The organism is Bombella pollinis, assembly GCF_026385485.1.
GTDB lineage: Bacteria > Pseudomonadota > Alphaproteobacteria > Acetobacterales > Acetobacteraceae > Bombella > Bombella pollinis.
In genome coordinates this window covers 1-24,083 of record NZ_JANIDX010000009.1, presented here as the reverse complement: position 1 = coordinate 24,083, position 24,083 = coordinate 1, and the positions used below count along the sequence as shown (strand labels likewise).

Below are 24,083 nucleotides of genomic sequence, written 5' to 3'. Positions count from 1 at the left end.
AAATCAGGACATAGGGCCCGTATGCGCGAGCGCATTCTGGCCTATGGGGCGGAAACACTTGCAGATTATGAGCTATTAGAGGTGCTTCTTTTTTATGCCATACCGAGGCGAGATACAAAGCCGCAGGCTAAAGCTTTGCTCGCCCGCTTTGGGACAATAGGCAAATTGCTACAAGTTGCGCCAGATTCTTTAAAAGATGCGGGAATGAGTGAGAAGGCGATTGCGCTCCTTCAACTGCCTATCATAGCAGCGCGCGCCCTTGTGGAGCATGATGGTGATGCACCTTTGCAATTAAGTAATAGTGATGCCTTGATGCGTTATGCCCAAGGGGCGTTGCAGCATGTTTCCACGCAAACGATTAGCTTATTATGTTTGGATAGTAATAATAGGCTTATTGTGGAAAAGGAGTTGCCTAAACAAAGACAGATAAACACAATGCACCGTCTCATTGCTTGTATTCTTCTGGAGTGTCATGCTACAGCGGTAATTATTATCTATTACCATCCTCAGGCCCCCGCTACGGCTTTAGCGGCAGATGCACGGGGGTTGAAGCAGGCCTTATCGGCTTTAGATATTACGGTGCATGAGGGTATGTTAATCGCGCCAGATTGGCATGTTAGTATGAGTGAGGCTGGGTTATTATAAAAAGTGTCTCATCCGACAAGTCTTAAACATATGGCCTCCCCACAGAGAGACGATATCTTTGCTGAGATTGCGTCTCTCATCTTCACAGCGGAAGATGCACAGCAGGGTTTAACCTCTTATCTCATCGCACATTATGAATCATTTGCTGATTTATTATGCACTCCAACAATAAACTGGGAAAAATTACCGCGAGAAACGGTAGCTCTGCCTGTTTTATGTGCGATAGTGAAGGAGCTAGCCCATCGTTATAGTCGGGCCTTATTGCCAGAGGGGGACCTGCTAAAACATCCAGAATTACTCTATGATTATTTGATGATTCATATGGCGCGGGAGCGTGTAGAGCAGTTCCGGCTTTTATTTCTTGATAAACACCATCGTCTTATTTTGGATGAAATACAAACGCGGGGCACAATTAATCACGCACCGGTTTACCCGCGTGAGGTCGCAAAACGCTGCATAGAGTTAAATGCCTTTGGTCTTATTATGGTGCATAACCACCCATCGGGCCAAGTTATGCCTTCTAAGAAGGATGTCATCATGACCCAATCGATGGAGAGGGCCTTGCAGGTTGTAGAGGTCTCTGTGGTAGATCATCTCATTGTAACGCGTAAGGCCTTAACGAGCTTCCGTCAGCTTGGCTTACTTTCTTGAGAGATGATCTACCATCTATGTCTTACTGAATTAGGCCGAAAGGATAGGCTTATAATGCTGTAAGACCATAGCACCAGGTAATCCACCGCGTGGGAAGATGCGGTTTACATGGCCCATCTTACGGCCCGGGCGGGCATCTTCTTTACCATAAAGATGGAGAGAGGCATTTTCCTCCGCTACAATCTCTGGCAGGAGGGCCATATCTTCAGGGCCAATGAGATTATGCATATACACATCAGAATGACGCCGAGGCGGGGGGAGCGGTAACCCTGCAACCGCGCGTATATGCATCTCAAATTGATCCACCAGACAGGCATTCATCGTCCAATGGCCAGAATTATGAGGGCGAGGGGCAATCTCATTAACAAGGAGCTTGCCATTTTTATCTTCAAAAAGTTCTACCCCCATAATGCCGATTAAACCTAGCTTTTCAGCAAGCTGTGCAGCGAGTTTTTGCGCCTCCTCAGCTAAGGCAGGCATGATAGGGGCAGGGACGATGGAGACGCGTAAAATCCCTTCACGATGGTGATTTTCAGCTACATCAAAACACCGGACAGTCCCATCATGACCGCGCACGACCATGACGCTTATCTCCCGTGCGAAGTCAATATGCTGCTCGGCAACGAGGGGGTAAGGGAGGGTATCAGCTTGGCGTAATAGAGCCTGAAACGTCTCCTCATCTGGAAGGCGGAATTGCCCTTTACCGTCATACCCGAAGCGGGTTGTCTTTAAAATACATGGGAAGCCGAAGGAGGCTAGTGCTGTGAGGTCTTCAGTCCCTTTGATTTCACGCCATGGGGCGACAGGTAAACCATAAGAACCCAACATTGTTTTTTCAGCAATGCGGTCCTGACTGGTCTCCAAAATATGCCCTGAAGGATGAACAGGGCAAAAACGTGCTAAATGCTTTAAGCCGCTGGCACTGATATTCTCAAACTCAAAACTAATGACATCACAGCTCTGGGCGAAGTTCTCTAAGCATGAAGGGTCATCATAAGAGCCGATCGTTACTTTGGCAGATGTCTCCGCCGCTGGGCTAGGGGCTGTGTTGGAGAGGATATGGACCTTATAGCCAAGCCGCGCCGCAGCCATAGCGGACATGCGGCCGAGCTGCCCGCCCCCTACGATGCCAATCCATGCGCCAGGTTGTAAGGGCTGCTGTGCCATTAAACGGGGACCTCCGCGACTGAAGCTGTTTGAGCCTCTCTGTAAGCAATAAGGCGTTTGGCCAACTCTGCATCAGAGAGGGCCAGAACAGACGCCGCTAGTAAAGCCGCATTAACAGCCCCTGCACGACCAATCGCTAAAGTCCCAACAGGGATACCAGCAGGCATTTGGACGATGGAGAGCAAGCTATCTTGCCCTTTTAGGCTTCGACTTTCGACCGGTACACCAAAGACGGGTAGGCTTGTCCAAGCGGCACACATACCCGGGAGATGAGCCGCACCACCTGCCCCGGCGATAATCACCTTCAGCCCCTTATCATGGGCCGATTTCGCGTATGAAGCGAGGCGGTCCGGGGTCCGATGGGCGGAGACGATACGCGCCTCGTAAGGGATGGCGAGCTTCTCTAGCAGCTCGCACCCATGGCGCATTGTCTCCCAATCGGACTGACTACCCATAATCACACCCACTAAGGGGGCTGCGCTATCCGTCATGCCTTAAAGACCGTCATGTGATTCATCAGGGGTCGCGAAAAGACGGTTCGGGTCGTCTTCATGAGGTGTATCCTGCAATGCCGTCCCTTCACGGACGAGGCGATCATTAGCTGCTTGTACGGCTGCGTTGAGGTCAGTTTGTGTGCAAAGACCAAGAATGACAGGGTCACGCGGTTTGATATTGGGGCTGTTCCAATGTTCGCGGTTACGAATCTTTGCGATTGTATCCTTCGTTGTCCCCAATAGCCGGACGATTTGTGTATCGTTAAGCTGGGGGAATTGGCGCAGAATGAAGGCAATCGCATCGGGCCGGTCATGCCGCTTTGCCACAGGGGTGTACCGAGCACCTTTTGCACGGCGTGCCACAGGGTTGGGCGCGGCCTTCAATTTTAGACGTGCAGAGGCGTTGCCCTCGCAGCGTTTAATCTCAGCCTCGGTCAGTTGATTATTTTTAATGGGGTCGTACCCGTTGATGCTCCCGCCCACTTCACCATCTGCAATGGCCTGAATCTCTAACGGGTGCATCCCGCAAAAGACAGCAATTTGCTCAAAAGTGAGGGCGGTTTTCTCAATAAGCCACACAGCGGTAGCTTTGGGCATTAACGGTAGGGTCATGTTAACGCGGTCCTTTTGCAGAATGGTAGAAGGTCCGGCATTTGGCAAGCCCGGGCCACTCTGAAAAAGAATCACCCGCCACCCAAAAAGAGGCGGTGCCTGCATAATGCACGACAGTGACGCTACCATGCGTTAGGACGGGGGGAACGTCAAGCAGAGAAATTGAGAGAGGAGAGTGCTGGGCCTTTATAATATGAAAAACCCTCTATTTCCGTGGGAAAGAGAGGGTCTCACATCATATCATCTTATAAAGATGACCGTTTTACTTCTTGATATTACCGATACCAGAGAAACGCTTGTTGAACTTAGCAACCTGCCCCCCTGTATCGAGAATACGCTGTACGCCTGTCCAAGCGGGATGGGTCTTGGGGTCGATATCAAGGCGTAGCGTAGCACCAGGCTCGCCATAGCAGGAGCGGGTTTTATATTCGCTGCCATCAGCCATCACGACTGTGATTTCATGATAGTCGGGGTGGATGCCGGATTTCATAATATTTCCTGAACCTAAAAGAAAGAAACTCCGATGCCGACCGGAGCAGACGCAGCCCTCTTACAGGATTTTTTCTATAAAATAAAGCGCGTTTCCTTTCTTTTTATGGGGTTCTTATGAGGAAGGCCGCTTGTGGTTTTGGCGAACATATACAATATGTCTCCCCATTGTTTTACGCCTTTATGGGCATAGGCTTGTTGGGGCGTTTCACTTTAAGGATTAGGTTGGGTTTATGAGTCGGATTAAGACGCCCGGTTGGGTTGCTGATTTCCAGAAGTTCATCATGCGTGGCAATGTTATGGATCTTGCCATTGGTGTTGTCGTTGGTGCAGCTTTTACGGGAATTGTAAATAGTGCCGTCAAGGATATGCTGACCCCTATTTTGGGGTGTCTAACAGGTGGTGTGGATTTCTCCAATATTTTTATCACCATAAAAGGACCTGTGAAGGATACTTTGGCAGAGGCGCAAAAAGCCGGATCTGTGACCATTAATGTTGGTTTGTTCCTTAATGCGGTGATTCAATTCTTAATCATTGCCTTCTTTGTCTTTTGGGCCATGAGATTGATTAGTAAATTGCATCGTAAAGAGGAAGCGAAACCAGTTGCTCCGCCAGCACCTAGCCAAGAGGAAATCCTGCTAACGGAAATCCGTGACATTTTAGCTGGGCGTTCTTCCGACAAATGAGCCGTTTTCTTCCCTCCCTTATGCTTAAGCGTGGGGTAATGCTGAGCGTTGCCCTTTTTGCGAGTAGCCTTATTGGGGTTGGTCATGCTGATGACGCACCCTTTGGGGTGCCCATCTCTCCCAACGCGCATCTTTATTCCTATTTTGTGATTAATGGGATGGCGCGTGGTGCCTTTATGCTTGGCAAGTTACGGCAAAAAGATATGTCAACGCTCATTCAAATAGATGAGGCCACACGCAAGGCGGTTCTTCATAATATGAATGCTCAAACAATCCGCTCAGACTTTCAGGCAGATCAAGTTCTTGCGCGTTATTTGGAGCTTATCCCACGCTAAGTTGTTTGGATGAGAGCCTATTAAAAAAGGGAGGCCTTGTGAGCCTCCCTTTTTATATGTCGCGCTAGTTTTTACTTAGATCGTTTTGCGTAAGCGTTTTTGCCCCATTAACAGCAAGAGTGGGGCTGCGATAAAGATAGAGGATGATGTCCCTACCACAATGCCAAAGAGCATCACTGTAGCAAAGCCTGTAAGTGTACTCCCCCCAAAGAGGGCGAGGGGCAGTGCGGCGAGGAAGACCGTCATAGAGGTACCCAAAGTGCGATTGAGGGTCTCATTGATGGAGAGGTCTAACAAATCCCGTAAAGGCATGGTGCGGTACTTACGCAGATTTTCCCGTACGCGGTCATACACAACCACCTTATCATTCGTAGAATAGCCGAGGATGGTCAAAAGAGCGGCGACCATCACAAGGTCAAACTCAAAACGTGTGATGACGAGAAAGCCAATCGTTTTGGTAAGGTCCAAAATCAAGGTAATGACCGCACTAAGGGCGAACTCACGCTCAAAGCGGAACCAGATATAGATAAGAATCATACCCAAACTAAAAAGCAGGGCTAAAACACCATCACGAAATAATTCAGAGGAGACAGAGCCACCAACAGCATCAGCACGTTGAATCTGCACACCGGGGATAGCCTGCACAATTACTGAGCGGACATGATCGACCAGCTTTTGGGTGACATGCTCATCTTCTCCACCGCGTGGGAGATTGATAGCAATGCGGATATCCTGCGGGGACCCGAAGGTCTGCACGGAGGCCGCATCAACCTGCCCAGCTTTGAGGATAGCCCGCATATGGGCAGGGTCCTCTGCGGTGGGGGAGTGTGTCTCTACAATGACACCGCCGCGGAAGTCCAAGCCGAGATTCAATCCCGGCTCAAAGAACAACACAAGGGAGGCGATAGAGAGCAATGCAGAGATGATTAAGCCCGCATGACGGCCACGCATAAAGTGGATCTGACGGTCATCACGCACGAAACGAAGAAGAGGACGAGAAAACATGATGATTAGACCGGCAATTCTTGTGGACGTTTATGCGCATACCACCGAATGATAAGCATGCGCGAGACAATAAGGGTTGTGAACAGCGTTGTGGCAATACCGATGGTGATGGTGAGTGCGAAGTTACGCACCGCCCCTGTCCCAAAGACAAAGAGCATCACATGAGCAAGAAACGCGGTGGCGTTACTATCGATGATGGTCCCTGTCGCGCGTTGGAAGCCAACCTGCAATGCTTGGAGTGGCTTACGCCCAAGGCGTACTTCCTCTCGGATACGCTCGTTAATGAGGATGTTCGCATCCACAGCCATACCAAGTGTGAGGAGAATACCGGCCATACCCGGTAGGGTCAGTGTTGCTTCAAAGAGTGACAGCACAGCCAAGATAAGCACCAAGTTGGCAAACAGAGCTATATCAGCATAGAAGCCAAACCGGGCGTAAAAGAGGAGCATAAATAGCACAACGAGGATGAAGCCAGCGGCGAGGCTGATAATCCCAGCATGGATGGAGGCTGCCCCGAGGCTTGGGCCGATGCTGCGTTGCTCCACCACGGTAAGCGGTGCAGGGAGAGCCCCAGCGCGGAGCAACAACGCCAAGTCTGAAGCAGAACGTGCGGAGAAGCTCCCTGTAATGATGCCTTGCCCTGCTGTGATGGGGCCATTAATGACGGGGCTGGTTAGGATACGGCCATCAAGCACAATGGCGAATGGCTTGCCAACATTGGCCGTGGTGATGCGGGCGAAATCCTCCGCACCTTTATTATCGAACTTTAAAGCAACAACCCATTGATTCTCGCTCATAGTTGCAGCAGCGTCAGCAAGGTTGGCCCCGTCAACGTCAATCTTATCTTCTACAGCAAGTTGCCCATGCCCATCTGCGAGCGGAAGTAAGGTGGTACCAGGCCCTGCATGGGTTAGGTCAGGGGAGAGGAGATGGAAGGTCATCCGCGCTGTTGTGCCGAGCAGAGCTTTAATACGTTGTGGATCGCTAATCCCCGGCAGCTCTAGGACGATGCGGTCTTCTCCCTCGCGCGCGATGCTAGGGTCAATAGCCCCGGTGCTATCAATACGGCGGCGGACAATCTCGATAGAGCGTGTTACGGCCTCCCGCGCACGGCTGCGGATGGAATCTTTTGTCAGACTAATAACAAAAGACCCTCCTTTTTCCTCAAGAGTAAACTCTCCCGGTGTAGCGGCGATAAGCCCTTCTAAGGCTTGGCGGTCAGCATCACGCTCCATAAGGGCGCGTGGGGTGATGATGAGGCCGCTATGGGTATCATCACGCCGAATCTCACGATAGCCTAGATGAGCGTCTAATAGGCTTTGGCGGACTTGGCCCTCTAAAGACTGTAAACGGTCACGTTGAAGGGTCTGCGTATCAAGCTGCAATAGCAAGTAGGAACCGCCTCGTAAGTCGAGACCAAGATGCACTTGATGCCAAGGCAATGAGGGCCAAGGGGACTTTATAAAGTTAGGTAGGCAAAGCAGGGCAGCAATAAGGCAGACACCCGCCACGCCCAACATCCTGAGGCGGCTATAATACAACATAGGGGGTTCAAGAACCTCAAAAACGTTAATAATGGAGAGGCCAGAGGCCTACTGCACAGATGGTGCAAACCATGCCCTTTTAACGATTTTAATGCAACCATTATACATAGCCATGCTGTGCATGCAGCGGATGGCTTGTAAAATACGGCCTTATAGATATGGTGAACCCTATGATGGAAAAGCGGGTCCTTAATGTCGCAGTGGTGGGGGCTGGGTATTTTGGCCGCTTTCATGCTCTGCATTCAGCAAAACATGCACGAGAAGCTCTTATAGGGCTGTACGACTCTGATAATCTGCGGGCACAGGAGGTTGCGCGGGAGGTCGGGACGACTGTTTTTGAGGATTATGAAACAGTTTTACAGCAATGTGATGCGGTTATTATTGCCGCACCAGCGGAGGCGCATTACAGCCTAGCCCGTCAGGCTCTTGAAGCAGGATGTCATGTTCTTGTTGAGAAGCCCCTTGCCTCTACGCGGCAGGATGGAGAGGCTCTTGTCCGTTGTGCGGACGATAAAGGGTTAGTCCTGCAAGTAGGGCACCTTTTACGCTATTCAGCGGAATATGAGGCCATTAACACGCGCATTAAACATCCTCTTTATATAGAGGCAACACGCATTGCCCCATATAAATTGCGCGGGACGGATGTTTCCGTTGTGTTGGACCTTATGATTCATGATCTCGACCTCATCTTAGCGTTGGTTGAGAGTCCAATCCTGCATATTGATGCGATGGGAGCTGCTGTCTCTAGCACGCATGAGGATATCGCCAATGCGCGGGTACAATTTGCCAATGGTTGTGTAGCGTCTATCACAGCAAGCCGCATCTCGTTTAAAACAGAGCGGAAGATGCGTTTATTTAGCCAAGAAGGCTACCTCTCAGCCGATTTTACAAGCCGCACATTATCCTTTATTAACCGAAAAGAAGGTCTGATAATGCCGGGGAGTGGTGGCTTCCGGCGTCAGAGCGTGCAGTGGCGTGATCATGATAATTTGGCGGCCGAGCATGATGCGTTTGTTGCGTCTTGCTTAGATGGTAAGCCCGTTATTGTGGATGGAGACGCTGGCTTGCGTGCTTTGGATGCTGCTTTACGCGTTGGGGAGGACATGCAACGCGCACGGCGGTTATTACAGAGTTCAGGCCTTTTATCTCATTAAATCTCTCCTTTGGAGAGGAAGGATTTTCTAGAATGAATGCGGTTGATTACTCTTACGCACATGTTGGTGGGTTAAATCCGTTTGTTAGCCTGCTCATTTTTGCCGTATTAATGCTCGCTTTGTTCGGGTTGTATTTTCTGCCGAGCGTGATTGCCCTCATCAGACGGCACCCGCAGAGATGGATACTCGTTGGACTAAACGTCTTATCAGGCTGGACGGGGCTGGGATGGATTGGCCTCTTGCTGTGGTCTTTGTGGCCGCGTGAGGAGCTTTTGGCAGTAAATCGGCGTTTAGCGTCATCTGGGCAGGATTGGGGCCCGTATCAAAACCGGGAACAATCTTTCGGCGGGCCGAGCCCAGCTGATGAGTTGGCCAAACTCGCCCAGCTCAAAGAACGCGGTGTTTTGAGCGAGGCTGAGTTCGAGCAAGCCAAAGGGCGGCTCCTGCATAAATAAAAGTGTAAGGGCTGGGTTGTTAGGATTCCAAACTCTCACGTTTGGCTTCTAACTCCAGCCATTGCTCCTCCGCTTCGCTGAGTTTTTTCTCAGTTTCAGCTAATATAGCCGTGATCTTCTCAAATCGTGCGGGGTCACGGCTATAAAGCTCTGGGTCAGCGAGGGCTTTGCGGCAGAGCATAGCGTCTTTCTCTAACGCCTCGATTGTGAGGGGGAGTTGGTCTAGCTCACGCTGCTCTTTATAGCTGAGTTTGTGCGTTGTCTTGTTGCTACGCGTAGGGGGAGCCTCTGCCTTCTCTTGCGATGAGGAAGTGGGAGCCGTTTTTTCCTGCCGCTCTTGTGGTGGGGTACCCTTGCGTTGGGCGAGCATATCGGAATAGCCACCAGCATATTCTATCCAACGGCCATCACCTTCCGCCACTAAGGTGGATGTCGCGAGACGGTCCAAAAAGTCACGGTCATGGCTTACGAGTAAGACAGTGCCCGTATAATCCCCGAGCATATCTTGAAGAAGGTCCAATGTTTCTAAGTCAAGGTCATTTGTTGGTTCATCAAGAACAAGCAAGTTAGACGGACGTGCAAGGGCCGCAGCAAGGGCAAGGCGGCCTCGCTCTCCCCCGGATAAATGGCTGACAGGTGTGCGTGCTTGCTCTGGGCGAAAGAGAAAGTCCTTCATATAACCGATGACGTGACGCTTCTCCGTACCAACCTGCACCATGTCGCCATGCCCATCGGTGAGGAAATGAGCCACCGTTTGGTCGCCTTCTAAAGCACTACGTTGTTGGTCCAGTGTGACCATCTGGATGGAGGGGCTACGGCGTATCTCGCCCTTTTGGGGCTCTAATGCGCCAATAAGAAGTTTAAGAAGGGTTGTTTTACCCGCACCATTGGCCCCGCAAACCCCTAGCCGGTCTCCTTTGCTTACTGTTAAAGTTAGGGAGTCTATGAGGGTTCGTTCCGGGTAGGACCAGCCAATATCTTCCGCAGCGATGACGATTTTACTCGTATTTTCTGCCTCATTGACTGCTAATTTGAGCGTTCCACGCTGACGGGAGGCGATATCGCGCCGCTCAGCTCGTAAGTCCGCAAGCTCTGCAACGCGCCGAACATTGCGTTTACGCCGCGCGGTGACGCCATAGCGCATCCAATTTTCTTCCCGTGCGATTTGACGGTCCAATTTATGAGCGGCGCGCTCAGCAAGTTCGATTTGCTCATCTCGCCATGATTCAAAATGGGAAAAATTAGCCTCTAAGCGTTGGGTTTTGCCTTGCTCCAACCATAAGACGGCACGGCATAATGTTTCTAAAAAGCGGCGGTCATGGCTGATGATAACCATTCCCGCTTGAGAGGCGAGGAGTTCTTGTTCTAACCAAGCAATGCAAGGGAGGTCTAAATGGTTAGTTGGCTCATCAAGGAGGAGAAGGTCAGGCTCGGAGGCCAAGGCGCGGGCGAGAGCACTACGCCGCGCTTCCCCGCCAGAGAGGGCAGAGCAACGCTCGCTACCATCCATTCCTAGTTCGCTGAGCATAGCGCGCGCTTTGTAATGAGCGGTTTCGTCTAAGCCAGAAGTGACGTAATCAAAAACAGTCTGCCAAGCGGAGAGGTCAGGCTCTTGGGGGAGGTAATACACCTTCAACCCCGGTTGGAGAAAATGTTCCCCGCTATCTTGCTCCAGCTCCCCTGCGGCAATGCGGAGTAAAGTGGATTTACCAGAGCCATTACGCCCGACAAGGCATAGCCGCTCCCCCGGTTGGACGGAAAGCTCCGCACCATCCAGTAAAGGACGACCGCCGAGCGTGTAGCTGATATTTTGGAGATTCAAGATTGGTGCAGACATAGCTTTGATGTGCGCAAAAGAATGAAGATTTGCAACCTAAAACCGCCAAAAGGCAGAGAGAAAGATTTTCCCGATACAAAACTTATGCTTTGTTTGTTGTTCTTTTAAAGCCTTCCCTTGTATATGTCGCAGCATGAAGGCAGATAAGAAAATGCTAAAAGGCTGGGTACGGCAGCAAAATCGCGCTAATCGCTCGGCCACAATGAGTCTTGCCCTAATAGGGATGCTCAATGTTGTGACCGGTATGGTCTTAATGTGGAGCCTAGCGTCCATGCTCGCTACATGGCTTGCGGGCGGCCAACATGCCACACCGCATTCTATGGTGGTGCTTTTTATCATTGCCTCTCTCGTGCGTGTCTTTTTGGGGTATCTGCAAGAGACGCTTGCCCTTCATGCGGGGGAGACGGCCCGCAAACGTTTGCGGCGCAGCATAGTAGAGCGTTTTTTTGCACAAGGGCCATCTTTATTACGCCATCAGCATAGTGCAGCTCTTGCAGCGATGGTGACGGACCGCGTGGAAGCGTTGGAGGGCTATTTCGCCCGTTGGTTGCCAGCGTCCGCTTTGTGGGTTGTAGCGCAATGGTCTGTTGTTGTGGTGGTGTTTTGGCAGAACCATCATGCTGGCTATATCTTAGGCGCATGTTGCTTATTCTTACCCGTTTTCCAAGCTGTTTTTGGGATAGCCACGGCTATAGCTTCACGGCGGCAGATTTTAGCCCTTAATCGCTTACAAGTCCGCTTTTTAGACCGTATCCGTGGGATTGCCACCATCGTTCTCTCTGGCAATGCGGTAAAGGATTCAGAAGAACTTGGCCACGCAGCAGATGAGCTACGCCAAAGAACTATGAAAGTGCTGCGTGTTGCCTTCCTAACGTCTGCCTCAACGGACCTTGCCATGATTGTGGCTTTGATAGGGATTGTGATTGACCAACATCATAGGCTGCAACAGGGGTCTTTTTCATCAATAGAGAGCATTATTTTTGCCGTTTTGATGGTACCGGAAGCTTTCGCACCATTCCGTGCTTTATCCGCAGCTTATCAAGACCGGGCACAAATTACCCATAGCGGGGAGGCTTTGCAAAAACTTCCCGCTTTACAAGCATCAATCACGCCGGAGAGAACAAACTCTGCCGCGTCAGAGCGTACAAAGGCGGGAATCGCGTTGGATGTGCGGGACGTGTCTTATCGATGGGTGGAAGACCGCCCACTTGCGTTGGACCATGTGAGTTTTCACTTAGAGCCGGGTCAGATTGCGCTTTTAACGGGGCCTTCTGGAGCGGGGAAGTCAACCCTCATAGAGGCGTTGCTTGGCTTTATTCGTCCGCTAGAAGGGCAGATTAGCCTTGGCGGTGTTGATATTCAGACCCTCCATCCTGCTGATGTAACACGTCAGATAAGTTGGATAGGGCAGAAACCCGTTCTTTTTGCAGGCTCATTGAAAGAGAATATCATGTTTGCCGCCCCTCATGCCTCGGAGGCGCAATTCCAAGCTGCGTTAGAGGCATCGGCGATTACGCATTACCTCCCCCTCTTGCCGGAAGGGGTGGAGACGCGCTTAGGAGAAGGGGGCTTCGGCCTCTCTGGTGGGCAGGCACAGCGCATTGCGATTGCGCGCGCTTTTCTGAAAGATGCGCCGCTCCTGATTATGGATGAGCCCACAGCGCATCTCGACCCCGAGACTGAGGGTGATATTCTTACGGCTTTAAAGCCGCTATTGCAGGGTCGTACGGCAGTTATCTCCACCCATTCCCAGCAATTTCAAGGGATTGGTGAGAGGTACCATCTTCTTATGGAGCAGGGCCGGCTTACAGTGCAGGAGGGCCAGTCATGAAGCGGTTTTCCCCTTTAATCAAAGTTTGGCAGGCCCGTTGGCTGCGCTTATTCATTGGGCTGATTTTGGCTGAACTCTCCATTTGCGCTGCATTTTTATTAATGGGGCAGACAGGGTCTCGCTTGGGGTTAATCGCTACAGCGGGGGCGTTCGTCACATTTGGGCTGTTGCGCTGGGCAGGTTCGGCACGTCTCATCCTACGTTATGGAGAGCGGCTAGCGACGCATGATGCTACATTCCGCGTCTTGGCGGATATTCGTCTTTGGTTTTATCGGCGTCTAGCGCGGGGTGCTGCGGCAGGGTTGGGGTTTCGCCGTACTGGGGATTTACTCACCCGTCTCGTCTCCGATGTGCAAAGCCTCGATAGTCTTTACCTGCGGATTATTATCCCCTTAGCAACGGCGTTATTAAGCCTGCCGATTGTTATCTTTATCTGCCTGAAAGGCAGTATGCTGCTAGCGTTCAGCATTGCTATCATTTTTTGCCTGACAGCCTTTATCTTACCAGCCTTTATGGCGCGTATGTCATATCGTTGGGGGCCTGTCTTGCAGCAGGCTCAATCAGAGATGAATAATCAAGCTCTTGAGCTGGTAAGCGGTATGAAGGAGCTTCGTATTTTTGGGCAAGAGGATGCCGCAAAGGCACGTCTTTTTGCCGCAGAGGAGGCCTTTTACCAAGCCCAACGCCAACAAAGCCGTGCTATGGCGCGGACTCATACGTTGGCTCTATTCCTTACACGCTTAGGAGTGATTTGCGCTCTAGGGGGCTGTGCAGGGTTGTTCTTCTCTAAAGAGCAAGCAGTGATAGGCATCACCGTACTCTTTGTTGTGATGACAGCTCTTGATAATATTGTGGACCTTCCGCGCGCTGGTCTTATTGCTGGGCAAGTATGCCATGCAGCAGAGCGCATTATAGAGGCGACAAAAATGCCCGCGTCTCAGCCGCCAGAAGGGGGTCGTCCTGCCCCTGAAGGGTATGAGATTACAGCAAAGGCTCTTTCCTTTGGGTGGTCGGAAGGCCGTAGCACACTCAAGAACATTAACTTCACCCTTCGCGAAGGGGAGCGAGTAGCTCTTATTGGTCCTTCCGGGGCCGGGAAGTCCAGCCTTGCTGCTTTGCTCTTAAAGGTTGTTTCGCCTCAAGAGGGGTGTCTTACCCTTGGTGGGACTGACATTGCAGACATTAAAACCGAGATTGTGCGAGAGCGCATCGCATGGCTATCACAAGCAAGCCATTTATTTGATGATACAATCCGCGCTAATCTTCTCCTAGGGCGTGAAGCTCCATCAGATGAAGTGATATGGGCGGCGTTAGAGCAAGCACAGATAGCTGATTTTGTACGCTCTTTACCTGATGGGTTGGAGAGTTGGGTTGGTGAAAATGGCTCCCAATTATCAGGCGGGCAGGGGCGGCGTATTGCTTTGGCACGGGTGTTGCTCTCTAACGCTCCCATCTTAATTCTTGATGAACCCTGCACGGGGCTGGATATTGACACAGAGCGGGCCTTTCTCAAGACGTTGAACCAGCTAGACCGCTCCCGCACTATTCTGCTAATCACACACCGTTTGACAGGTATAGAGCAGCTCGATCGCTTATGGACCCTTCAGGATGGTCTATTGACATCCCATATCCCATAAGGAACAGACTGTTACCCTGTAATTGGGGAGGAAACTCCCACTGAATGAGAAGGACGCTCCCATGAGGAAGATTTCTGCTTTTATACGTCAGTTGGCTCCTATGGGGACGGCCTCGCTCTTGGCCGTTACTGTGCTAGCTGGCTGCGTGTCTCATCCCCCGCGGAATGACTATGTCGTCTTTTTTGACACAGAATCCGTCAAGCCGAGTGCAACGGGTGTAGCTATTATCGCGAATGCGGTGAAAGATGCTCGCAAACGGCACATCTCTCAATTTACCGTTTCTGGCTCTGCTGGGAAAATGGGTGATGATGATGTGTTGAAGAAGCTCGCTGAGGCGCGTGCTGATAAGGTTATCGCCCTTTTACAGGTTGATGGCGTTAACCCAACAGACATCTATAAAGTACCTTTTACACCGTCCAGCCTTGAGGATTCTCGTGTGGCTTTTCGGCGTGTGACGATTCACCTTGGTAAGAATTGATTTCTACTAAGGCTCAAAATGTAGTGGGAGGGGAGGCTTCAGGGTTTGGAAACCCGATTGATAGCTTCCCCCGTTATATTGGCGAGACGCCGGAGACCGTACTGCACCGGGTTTTTGGTTTTGCCTCCTTCCGAGGATTGCAAGAGGAGGCCGTTCGCACGGTTATGAATGATGAGGATGCTTTAGTCCTCATGCCGACTGGGGGTGGTAAAAGCCTGTGTTATCAAGTCCCTGCTTTGTGCCGAGAGGGGGTAGGGCTGATTATCTCCCCGCTCATCGCGTTGATGGAGGATCAAGTTGCAGGTTTGCGGCAGCTTGGCGTGCGGGCAGCGGCTCTCCATTCTGAGATGGAGTATCAAGACCAACTTACAGTCCAAGAAGATTTAACGTGTGACCAGTTGGACCTCCTTTATATCTCCCCAGAGCGTCTTTTAACCCCGTATAGTTTGAACCTCCTCAAACGCTGCCGTTTATCTCTCATTGCGATTGACGAGGCGCATTGCGTTTCAGCATGGGGGCATGATTTCCGCCCAGAATATCGTGAGCTTGCCCATCTTAAACAGCGTTTTCCCCATGTCCCTCGCATTGCTTTGACAGCAACAGCGGACCCACGGACACGCCGCGATATTTTAACGGCTTTAGATATGCCCGATGCGCATATTTTTATGGGGAGTTTTCATAGGGAGAATCTGTTCCTTCAAGCGCAACCCAAAATCGCTGAGATGCAGCAGGTATTAACCGCTTTGAGCCGCCATATGGGGCAGGGGGCGGCTATTATTTATTGCGGTAGTCGTAAGAAAACAGAGCTTATGGCGCGGCAACTCCGAGAGAAAGGCTATACGGCTTTTGCCTTTCATGCAGGCATGTCCCCTGCGGATAAACGGGCTGTGTTATTGCGTTTTCGCTCTGGCGAGCCGATGGTAATTGCGGCGACTATTGCTTTTGGTATGGGGATTGACCGACCCGATGTGCGCACCGTTATCCATTTAGAGATGCCAACTTCACCAGAGGGCTATTACCAACAAATTGGTCGTGCTGGGCGAGATGGGGAAGCCTCCCATACGTTATTGCTTTATAGTGGTGAAGGGGTGGCACGGGCGCGTTATTGGCTAGATGAATCACAAGCCCCTGAGAGTGAGAAAAAGGCTATGCAAGGGCGGTTGGAGAGCATGATCTCCTTAACCGAAACCACTGGATGCCGCACACAGGCTGTCTTAGCCTGTTTTGGTGAAAGCCTAAATGAGCCTTGTGGGCATTGTGATAATTGCCTCAACCCTCCCTCTACCTTTGATGCGACAGAGGCCGCGCAAAAAGTACTCTCTACAATTTATCGGACCGGGGAGCGATTTGGCATTGTCCAGCTCATCGCTGTTTTGAAAGGCAAGATGACTGAGGCGGTAGAGCGTCATGCCCTCCAACATCTTTCTGTCTTTGGCATTGGGAAGGATAAAAGCGATATATGGTGGCGCATGGTCATACGCCAGCTTATCGCCCGTGGTGCTATTGGCATGGTGGGAGAACATGGCGGCTTTGGGTTACGGCGCGATGCGGCCCGTCCGATTTTACGCGGGGATGTTGCTGTGCAGTTGCGGGAAGATAACTCTTTGCATGCCCTTAAAAACGTCACATCAAGACCGAACCTAGCAGAGGAACTCTCTGAAGAAGAACACCGTTTATTCCTCGCGTTAAAAATGTGGCGGCGTGAAGAGGCTTACCAGCAAGAGATTCCGCCCTACCTTATTTTCCGCGATATTACCCTGCGTGAAATTATCCGCGCTCACCCAATGGATAAGCCCGCTCTAGGAGAGGTGAAGGGGGTTGGCCAAAGTAAGGTTGATCGCTACGGCGATGCTGTTTTGGCTATTTTGAACGCATAATAAGGCAAGTGCGAGCAGCCATTACGGGCCGACATTTCTCTCCTCAACAATCGGTTGCATTGTAAAGGAGGCAGTTACATCCCCTACATTTTGGAAGTGAAATGTAAAAGAGAGCGCATTCCCCGGTTGATAAGGGACTTTCAGCCCGTGGCAAATAAGATGATACTCACTGGTGGGAAAAACAAGCGTACTCTCACGCGGGATGGCCATATGTTGGAACATATCATCCATATCGTTAGGTGATTGAATGGCAACTTGGCTATTCCGGTTAGAGGTTACGCTATTGCAGCTAGGGGAAGAAATACCGCGCAATAATAAATCGGTTGTGCTGTGATTGGTAAGAGTGAAGGTCCCAAAAGCAAAAGGGGCCTCTTTATAGCGTGTATGTAAAGCCGTATCGCTAACGGTAATGTCCTTAACACTCGGTGCTGTAGGTGTATTAGCGGCCATTGCTATGCTGCTCTGAAACGCTAAAAGTAACGCAGCTGCTGAAAAGGCACTATATTGCATAATTATATCCTCTCTCATTCTCGCGGAATGACGTTACGAAACGCCTCAAGAGCGCAAGAAAAAGACCCTTTCATATTCCTCAATGCGCTTATTTCCGATAGACTGCGTGGCATGTTGGGTCAAGCAATCAAGCGTGGCCTTACCGTTATTGTTTGTGGAATATGCCATGCATTGCCCTTTTTGTGGACATCAAGAAACACAGGTAAAGGATAGTCGCTCCACAGAGGATGGCGCGGCTATTCGGCGGCGGCGTGTTTGCTGTGCATGTGCCCAACGCTTTACAACGATTGAGCGTGTGCAACTGCGCGAGCTTACCGTCATTAAGGCTGATGGCCGCCGCATCCCGTTTGATCGCGATAAGCTTGCGCGCTCTATTCGTATTGCGTTGCGCAAACGTCCTGTTGATGATGTTCAACAAGAGCATTTGCTTAATAAGTTAGTGCGGCAGCTAGAGGCTTCTGGCGAGCAAGATATACCATCGCGGCGCATTGGCGAGTTAGCAATGGAAGCTCTCCGTAGCCTTGATGGCGTGGCTTATGTCCGCTTTGCAAGCGTGTATAAAGATTTTCGGGAGATTGAGGCGTTCTCGAAGATTCTTACTGATATGAATATGCCTTCTAATCCCTCGCAGGAAACCTCATGACTAACGCGCCTTCCGCTCCTCCTCGTAAACGCAGCCGCACGATTGCCCGCATGGCGGCAACGCAAGCTCTGTATCAATGTGAACAAACTGGCATGAATGCGGAATCTGTCCTCGCAGAGTTCTCACGCCATCGCCGGAATAACTCTGCCGGTAGTTTTGAGGATGGTTATATTCCTGATGCCGACCTTACTTTGTTAGATGAGATTGTTCTCCAAGCTGTAGCAAAGCAAGACGCTATCGATGCAGCTTTGGTGCAATTATTACCCGAGAGCTGGCCTATGGGACGGCTGGACCCGGTGCTTCGTGCCCTTTTACGCGCTGCTCTCGGTGAATTGATGGCCGATTTGCCCGTTCAAATTGCTATTAATGAATATCTTGATGTTGCTCATGGCTTCTTTAACGGGGATGAGCCGAAGATGGTCAATGGCATTTTGGATAAGTTCGCGCGTCAGAAAGCTGAAGGCAACAGCGCGACACAAAGGTAAAATCTATGGGTGAGTTTGATTTCATAGCACGGCATTTCCGTCCCTTAGCGGGAGCTGGTGCTATGGAGCTGCGTAATGATGGTGCCGTGATGGACCTTCCCGCGGGGGAGGAGCTTGTTCTCTCTAGCGATACGATGGTCGAAGGACTGCATTTCCTCCCTGATGACCCTGCTAAAACCATCGCGCAGAAGCTCTTACGCTGCAATCTTTCCGACCTCGCTGCCATGGGTAGTCGTCCCCGTGGTTATATGTTGAATGTAAGCGTTCCGCCTCATCGGCATTATGATGAGGCATGGTTTACTGATTTTGCAAAAGGACTCGCTGAGGACCAAAAAACCTTTGAGTTTCATCTGTTAGGAGGGGATACGACTGGCAGCCCATCCCCGTTGGTGCTTGGTGTTACGATTTTGGGGAGTGTCCGTAAGGGTGAAGCCCTCCGCCGGGATAGAAGTCAGCCGGGCGATGGTGTTTGGGTAACGGGGAGTTTAGGGCGTGCAACTCTTGGGTTGCAGGCGCGGCTGGGAGCGTTAGAGGATGAAGATGGCTCTTTAACCCAAGCCTATCGCGTACCAACGCCGCGCATTGGCTTATCCCTTTATGGGATTGTGAGTGCCGCCATGGATATTTCAGACGGGCTCATCCAAGATTGTGGTCATATCGCTGAAGAATCAGGCGTCTCCATCACGCTATATGAGGAGAGATTGCCCCTTACCCCGGCTGTTCAGAAGCATCTTGCACAGCATAAAGAGCGTATTTTGCTAGGGGGCGATGATTATGAGCTGCTCGTTACATGCCCTGCCGCAAAAGAAGCAGCCCTACAAGCGCAGTGCGCTGCACAGTCTGTTCCCATTACGCGGATTGGGGAGGTGAGAGAGGGAGCAGGGGTTACAATGTTGGATGAGGAAGGTAAGCCGCTCCGTTTTTCTCGCTCCGGGTGGCAGCATTTCTGAGAGAAACACTGCGCCCTATGCGGGAGGTAGTTCTTTTTCATATAAACGATGCCGTTTATGCGGGTGAGGGACGAGCGATTCGGCAAGATTTCTCATACCTGTATCACTTTCCAAAACCCAGCCGAGTTCGACCCATGTATAAGGCAAATTATGCCCCCGGCGCATCAGCTCAACAATCGCGAGGGATGGCAGGAGTGAGCCAAGCATGGTCCCGCGCAATTTGCTCGTAACACCAAGGAGAATCACGCGGGCGGAATGAAACTTATGTGTCGCTAAGCGATAACCGAGGCGCACCCATCCCAGCGGGCTAGGGGCCCCGCCTAAATCCCCTGCAATATCGTAAAGATTCGGCAATACCATAGCCATGGCAACAGGCTCACCATTCTGGTCAATCTGCACATAATGCTCGGGGCGGAGTAACGGCTTGATTTGCTCAATCATGGCCGTCATCTCATAATCCTGCATGGGCACAAAATTATATTTATGTGACCACGCATCATTATAGAGCTTCCGCAGCACTTCCCCTTGGGTGGTGATTTCTTTTTTGGAGAGATTCCGCGTTGTGATGCTGCTTAACCGCCCTTCGCCGAGCTTCAAATTACCGGGGACTTTAAAACGTTCCTCCGTATTATCACCTAGCTCTAAACGATAGCTTAGGAGGTCTTGTGTCTTTTTATAGCCAGCTTGGCGGATGAACTCATCCAAGCCTTTCGGATGCCAAGGAATCGCAATCATAGGGGCAGAGCATTGCCCCTCCACCATGGTGCCAGTCTCCGCATTTCCACTAAGGGTCACAGGGCCGCGGACCTTGGAAATCTGCCGTTTTTGTAGCCATTCCTCTACCTTCTGTAGAAGGGCGGAAACAATGGGGGATTCTGGCAAAGCATCTAACGCACCAAATTGGCCGATCACTTCCTGCCAATGTTCAATGGCTTTGAGATCAACAATAGCAGCGATTCGCCCAACTGGCTTGCCATCACGCCATGCAAGGAAGTATTGAATCTCAGCATGCCGGAAAACAGGAGATTCCTTAGGGTTTAGTAAATGCCTCTGCTCCATATCCAAAGGGGAGACAAAGCCTGTCATTCCTTTGTAGATATGACGCGGAAGTGTGATAAAACGACGCAAATCTCCCCGTGTTACGACGGGACGAACATCGATCTCACCAGATTGAGGGTTTGACGCTTCACATTGCATAGCAATGGCTATACGCGTACATGACCTTTCCCGCTAGAGGGTAAAAAATGAAAGGGCCACTATGTCCAGACCAGAAAAAGAGACAATGACAGTGCGACATCACATTCTTATTACGGGGGCTTCCAGCGGTATTGGGGCAGCTCTAGCAGCCTATTACGCACGTCCCGGCGTGTTGCTGACATTGTGGGGACGCAATGAGGAGCGTCTTGAAAATACGGCGTCCATCGCTCGTAAAAAAGGGGCCGCGGTAGAGACGCTTTGTATCGATTTAACGCAGGCAGACAAAGCTCTAGCGGCTTTAATTAAGGCAGATGATGAATGTCCGGTCGATATTTTGATTCTCTCAGCTGGGATGGCCGATATTCGCCCACATAATGCCCTTGCCGAATCTGCGGAGACAGCTTTGCGGATGTCCATGGTCAATTTTGCCACACCAGTGGCTATGGCTACAGAGATGGCAAATCGTATGGCAGAGCGGCGGCGTGGGCGCATCGCATTGATGGGGTCTGTCGCTTCGTTCCATGACCTCCCCTTAGCAACCGTGTATAGTGGATCTAAGGCAGGGATTGGGCGGTTTAGCACGGCTCTGCGTGCCGCGATGGACCCTTACAACGTGCGCGTTTGCCTGATTGCTCCCGGCTTTATTGATACCCCTATGAGCCAGCGTCTCGATGGTGAGCAAGCCTTCCTTGTGCCTGTCGATAAAGCCGCACGTAAAATTGCACGCAGCATTAATGCGGGGCGGGCTGTTCTCGTATTCCCATGGGTGTTCCAGTTGACGCGCCTGTTGGAGATGCTTCTTCCACGCCCGATTGCGCATCGGATTTTGCGGCGTCTGGATGTGATGCAACACCCAGAGGGATAGTGATTTTTGATCAAACTTGCAGCTCTCAGCGTAGCGTGGGAAAAGGGGGGTATATGCCTTTAGGTGAAATGAAGGACGAGTCCATGAAAGAAATTGTTGCCGTTGATATTGGTGGCACCCACGCACGTTTTGCCATTGCGCAAGTTAAAGAGGGCAAAGTTGTCTCTCTAGGTGAGGCTACAACGCTAAAATGTGCCGAGCATGCTTCGCTTGCATTGGCATGGGAGGCTTTTGAGCGGTCTTTGGGTCGTTCCGCCCCACGGGAGGCCGGTATTGCTGTGGCTTGCCCTATTAACGGCGACATCCTCAAAATGACTAACAATCCATGGATTATCCAGCCAGCTCAATTAGGGGCACGGTTGCATTTAGATGATTTTGTGTTGGTCAATGATTTTGGTGCGATTGGACATGCTGTTGCTCAAGTCGGCCCGGAATATATGAATCATCTCTGTGGCCCCAACACAGACCTGCCGAATACGGGGACGATTACGATTTTAGGCCCCGGCACAGGCCTCGGTGTTGCACTTCTTCTGCGGAGAGAGCAGGGGTATCATGTGATTGAGACAGAAGGCGGGCATATGGATTTCTCTCCGCTTGATGCCATTGATGATCATATTCTCTGCGCCTTGCGGGCACGTTTCCGCCGTGTCTCTGTGGAGCGAATCGTCTCTGGTCCGGGGCTGACAAATCTTTATGAAGTCATCGCGGAATTGCAGGACCGCCCTGTCACTATCAAGGATAATCGTGCCTTGTGGACAACAGCGATGGAAGGGACGGATAATCTCGCTGCGGCTGCGTTAGAGCGTTTCTTCCTTAGTTTGGGGGCTGTGGCTGGGGACTTAGCTCTTGCTCATGGTGCGCATGGTGTTGTGGTTGCTGGGGGCCTTGGGCAAAGATTAGCGAATATTCTGCCTCATTCTGGTTTTGCAGAGCGTTTCTTAGCGAAAGGGCGTTTTGAAACTATGATGAGCGAAATGCCTGTAAAGATTATTACGCATCCTCAGCCGGGCCTCTATGGGGCGGCGGCGGCTTATGCAAGCAAGCTTGCTCATAAAGCCAAAGCTTAGGGCATCTTTTATAGGGTTCTCTCGCTTAGAAGGTGAGGGAACCCTCTCCATAAAGGGGCGTAGAAGGTGAGGTTCACTCCTTTTGTCATGGTGATTCTTGCAGGGCTTGCTGGCTATGCTGGCTTTGTAGCAGGGCATCATAGGCCATCCTTTACGAGGTCACGTCTCCCGCCACCACCTGCTTTGGGCTCGCGAGATGCTGAGCTGGATAAGCAGATATATCTAACAACGCGACAGTTGATAGGATCGGCACGATGGCAACAAGCCGTTGAGGATGCAAAACTGAATGATGAAGGGACTGTTCAAGCTTTTGTAGAGGTTGAACAACTGCATCTCTCCCCGGTGGAGAAAGAAGCCCTCATGCAGCGATTGAGAGTCGTGCAGGCTATGGCACGCCGCGCTATGGGCGGAGAGAAATATATATGGCAACGCCGCCGCCCCTTTATAGATTATGGCGGGCAAAGTTGCGTTATTGATATTCAACGCTTTCTCACAAGTTGGTCCTATCCCTCGGGCCACACGGTACGTGCCTACGCGCTAGCATTGGCTTTATCGAAATTATACCCCGAACATCGATCTGCCTTCCTAGCAAAAGCCCATCAATTTGCAGAAAGTCGCGTGATTTGTGGGATGCACTGGGCGTCCGATATTAAGGCAGGTGAAGCATTTGCAACTCGATTGATGGAGACTGTTGCCCCGTAGCTAGGCGTATGCGTGCACTGGGCATAAAAGCCAGATTTTATTCAGTTTAGAGGCTCCTTTGCAGTGTCATCCTTATTATGAGGGACTGCGAATAAAGTTACCCAATGTTGCTATACAATTCGGGGTTTGGTGAGAGGATTGCTTCTTAATAATCCCTTCTCTATTTCAGTGATTCAGTATAATTATAATGTCAATAATGGATTCATATGGAGCTTAATATGAGAAAGAGCGAAATTGGTTTATTTATTCTCTCAAGTTTCTTACCCCTAAAAGCATATGGATATCCTAAAGTTAAAAAAGCTAATGTGCAGTATAATTCGGGGAGGTCCTTTGAAAGCGACCGAGGAATACCGCAGGATTATAAGAAAGTATTTGAACGGGAGCAAAAAGCAGCGGAGCAAGGAGATGCTAAGGCTCAGTATAATTTGGGAGTTTCTTACGAAAACGGTGAAGGGGTTCCGCAGGATTATAAGAAAGCCATTGAATGGTACCAGAAAGCAGCGGAGCAAGGAGATGTTAAGGCTCAGTATAATATGGGAATTTCTTACAAAAACGGCGAAGGAGTTCCGCAGGATTATAAGAAAGCTGTTGAGTGTTTCCAAAAGGCAGCGGAACAAGGGTTGGCTGAAGCTCAGTATAATTTGGGAATTTCTTACAAAAACGGCGAAGGAGTTCCGCAGGATTATAAGAAAGCCATTGAATGGTACCAGAAAGCAGCAGAGCAAGGGTTGGCTGACGCTCAGTATAATTTAGGAATTTCTTATGAT

General features: G+C 50.7%; 26 protein-coding genes. 17 read left to right on the top strand and 9 right to left on the bottom strand.

Annotation, left to right across the window (positions count from 1 at the left end; genetic code table 11):
* Window positions 1–21 precede the first annotated feature (21 nt).
* A complete protein-coding gene (locus NQF89_RS08555) occupies window positions 22–645 on the top strand; it encodes a JAB domain-containing protein (RefSeq protein WP_155573156.1) in 624 nt (207 codons plus the stop codon).
* A 30-nt stretch (window positions 646–675) separates the two neighbouring features.
* A complete protein-coding gene (locus NQF89_RS08550; RefSeq protein ID WP_155573157.1) occupies window positions 676–1,296 on the top strand; it encodes a JAB domain-containing protein in 621 nt (206 codons plus the stop codon).
* Between the two features lie 30 nt (window positions 1,297–1,326).
* Here the strand turns inward: NQF89_RS08550 and NQF89_RS08545 are convergent, their stop codons facing one another.
* From NQF89_RS08545 to rpmE, 4 genes are all read right to left on the bottom strand, one after another.
* Window positions 1,327–2,463, bottom strand: coding sequence for a 5-(carboxyamino)imidazole ribonucleotide synthase (locus NQF89_RS08545; protein WP_266137975.1), 1,137 nt, complete (start codon window positions 2,461–2,463; stop codon window positions 1,327–1,329).
* Window positions 2,463–2,954 (bottom strand): 5-(carboxyamino)imidazole ribonucleotide mutase, encoded by a 492-nt coding sequence (gene purE, locus NQF89_RS08540; protein ID WP_155579309.1) that lies wholly within the window; start codon window positions 2,952–2,954, stop codon window positions 2,463–2,465. Before purE ends, NQF89_RS08545 begins: the two co-directional genes overlap by 1 nt.
* Before the next feature lie 3 nt (window positions 2,955–2,957).
* Window positions 2,958–3,569 (bottom strand): DUF1013 domain-containing protein, encoded by a 612-nt coding sequence (locus tag NQF89_RS08535; RefSeq protein WP_155573160.1) that lies wholly within the window; start codon window positions 3,567–3,569, stop codon window positions 2,958–2,960.
* Window positions 3,570–3,831: 262 nt separating this feature from the next.
* Entirely contained in the window at window positions 3,832–4,059 is a 228-nt protein-coding gene (gene rpmE / locus NQF89_RS08530) for a 50S ribosomal protein L31 (protein ID WP_099027348.1), read from the bottom strand.
* 232 nt (window positions 4,060–4,291) lie between these two features.
* Here rpmE and mscL point away from each other — a divergent pair, with 232 nt between their 5' ends.
* Both mscL and NQF89_RS08520 read left to right on the top strand, forming a co-directional pair.
* Window positions 4,292–4,744 (top strand): large-conductance mechanosensitive channel protein MscL, encoded by a 453-nt coding sequence (gene mscL, locus NQF89_RS08525; protein ID WP_266137974.1) that lies wholly within the window; start codon window positions 4,292–4,294, stop codon window positions 4,742–4,744.
* Window positions 4,741–5,079, top strand: a complete 339-nt coding sequence (locus NQF89_RS08520; protein ID WP_155573162.1) for a hypothetical protein — start codon at window positions 4,741–4,743, stop codon at window positions 5,077–5,079. Before mscL ends, NQF89_RS08520 begins: the two co-directional genes overlap by 4 nt.
* Before the next feature lie 75 nt (window positions 5,080–5,154).
* On the opposite strand, the gene secF is transcribed toward NQF89_RS08520, so the two are convergent.
* Together secF and secD are read right to left on the bottom strand one after the other, a co-directional pair.
* A complete protein-coding gene (secF, locus tag NQF89_RS08515; protein WP_266137973.1) occupies window positions 5,155–6,084 on the bottom strand; it encodes a protein translocase subunit SecF in 930 nt (309 codons plus the stop codon).
* 5 nt (window positions 6,085–6,089) lie between these two features.
* On the bottom strand, window positions 6,090–7,628 hold the full coding sequence (gene secD, locus NQF89_RS08510) for a protein translocase subunit SecD (RefSeq protein ID WP_155573164.1): 1,539 nt from the start codon (window positions 7,626–7,628) through the stop codon (window positions 6,090–6,092).
* A gap of 170 nt (window positions 7,629–7,798) precedes the next feature.
* Between secD and NQF89_RS08505 the strand changes: the two genes are divergently transcribed.
* Window positions 7,799–8,782, top strand: a complete 984-nt coding sequence (locus NQF89_RS08505; protein ID WP_155573165.1) for a Gfo/Idh/MocA family protein — start codon at window positions 7,799–7,801, stop codon at window positions 8,780–8,782.
* A gap of 32 nt (window positions 8,783–8,814) precedes the next feature.
* Complete coding sequence (locus NQF89_RS08500) at window positions 8,815–9,237, top strand: superinfection immunity protein (RefSeq protein ID WP_196424610.1); 423 nt, start codon at window positions 8,815–8,817, stop codon at window positions 9,235–9,237.
* A gap of 19 nt (window positions 9,238–9,256) precedes the next feature.
* Here the strand turns inward: NQF89_RS08500 and NQF89_RS08495 are convergent, their stop codons facing one another.
* On the bottom strand, window positions 9,257–11,074 hold the full coding sequence (locus NQF89_RS08495) for an ABC-F family ATP-binding cassette domain-containing protein (protein WP_266137972.1): 1,818 nt from the start codon (window positions 11,072–11,074) through the stop codon (window positions 9,257–9,259).
* A gap of 133 nt (window positions 11,075–11,207) precedes the next feature.
* Between NQF89_RS08495 and cydD the strand changes: the two genes are divergently transcribed.
* From cydD to recQ, 4 genes are all read left to right on the top strand, one after another.
* On the top strand, window positions 11,208–12,905 hold the full coding sequence (cydD, locus tag NQF89_RS08490; RefSeq protein WP_266137971.1) for a thiol reductant ABC exporter subunit CydD: 1,698 nt from the start codon (window positions 11,208–11,210) through the stop codon (window positions 12,903–12,905).
* Complete coding sequence (cydC, locus tag NQF89_RS08485; RefSeq protein WP_266137970.1) at window positions 12,902–14,542, top strand: thiol reductant ABC exporter subunit CydC; 1,641 nt, start codon at window positions 12,902–12,904, stop codon at window positions 14,540–14,542. Before cydD ends, cydC begins: the two co-directional genes overlap by 4 nt.
* 61 nt (window positions 14,543–14,603) lie before the next feature.
* Complete coding sequence (locus tag NQF89_RS08480; protein ID WP_266137969.1) at window positions 14,604–15,020, top strand: OmpA family protein; 417 nt, start codon at window positions 14,604–14,606, stop codon at window positions 15,018–15,020.
* Between the two features lie 56 nt (window positions 15,021–15,076).
* The gene (recQ, locus tag NQF89_RS08475; RefSeq protein ID WP_266137988.1) at window positions 15,077–16,897 is read left to right on the top strand and encodes a DNA helicase RecQ; all 1,821 of its coding nucleotides are present in this window, start codon (window positions 15,077–15,079) and stop codon (window positions 16,895–16,897) included.
* A gap of 21 nt (window positions 16,898–16,918) precedes the next feature.
* Here recQ and NQF89_RS08470 read toward each other — a convergent pair whose 3' ends face one another.
* Window positions 16,919–17,407 (bottom strand): copper chaperone PCu(A)C, encoded by a 489-nt coding sequence (locus NQF89_RS08470; RefSeq protein ID WP_196424593.1) that lies wholly within the window; start codon window positions 17,405–17,407, stop codon window positions 16,919–16,921.
* Between the two features lie 166 nt (window positions 17,408–17,573).
* On the opposite strand from NQF89_RS08470, the gene nrdR reads away from it, so the two are divergent.
* From nrdR to thiL, 3 genes are read left to right on the top strand one after another with little or no spacing between them, the layout of a single operon-like run.
* Window positions 17,574–18,050 (top strand): transcriptional regulator NrdR, encoded by a 477-nt coding sequence (gene nrdR, locus NQF89_RS08465; RefSeq protein WP_155573521.1) that lies wholly within the window; start codon window positions 17,574–17,576, stop codon window positions 18,048–18,050.
* Window positions 18,047–18,535, top strand: coding sequence for a transcription antitermination factor NusB (gene nusB / locus NQF89_RS08460; RefSeq protein WP_155573172.1), 489 nt, complete (start codon window positions 18,047–18,049; stop codon window positions 18,533–18,535). Before nrdR ends, nusB begins: the two co-directional genes overlap by 4 nt.
* Window positions 18,536–18,540: 5 nt before the next feature.
* Window positions 18,541–19,485 carry a thiamine-phosphate kinase gene (gene thiL / locus NQF89_RS08455; RefSeq protein ID WP_266137968.1) on the top strand — a complete coding sequence of 315 codons (945 nt, stop codon included), beginning with the start codon at window positions 18,541–18,543 and terminating at the stop codon, window positions 19,483–19,485.
* Between the two features lie 15 nt (window positions 19,486–19,500).
* On the opposite strand, the gene NQF89_RS08450 is transcribed toward thiL, so the two are convergent.
* Window positions 19,501–20,682: a hypothetical protein gene (locus NQF89_RS08450; RefSeq protein ID WP_266137967.1), complete on the bottom strand. Its 1,182-nt coding sequence runs from the start codon at window positions 20,680–20,682 to the stop codon at window positions 19,501–19,503.
* 61 nt (window positions 20,683–20,743) lie between these two features.
* Here NQF89_RS08450 and NQF89_RS08445 point away from each other — a divergent pair, with 61 nt between their 5' ends.
* The 4 genes from NQF89_RS08445 to NQF89_RS08430 all read left to right on the top strand — a co-directional run.
* Entirely contained in the window at window positions 20,744–21,547 is an 804-nt protein-coding gene (locus NQF89_RS08445) for an SDR family NAD(P)-dependent oxidoreductase (RefSeq protein WP_155573175.1), read from the top strand.
* 83 nt (window positions 21,548–21,630) lie between these two features.
* A complete protein-coding gene (locus NQF89_RS08440) occupies window positions 21,631–22,614 on the top strand; it encodes a glucokinase (protein WP_155579319.1) in 984 nt (327 codons plus the stop codon).
* A gap of 66 nt (window positions 22,615–22,680) precedes the next feature.
* Window positions 22,681–23,316: an acid phosphatase gene (locus tag NQF89_RS08435; protein ID WP_266137966.1), complete on the top strand. Its 636-nt coding sequence runs from the start codon at window positions 22,681–22,683 to the stop codon at window positions 23,314–23,316.
* Window positions 23,317–23,522: 206 nt separating this feature from the next.
* Window positions 23,523–24,083 (top strand): tetratricopeptide repeat protein (locus tag NQF89_RS08430; protein ID WP_266137965.1); only part of this gene is annotated, 561 nt, incomplete at its 3' end.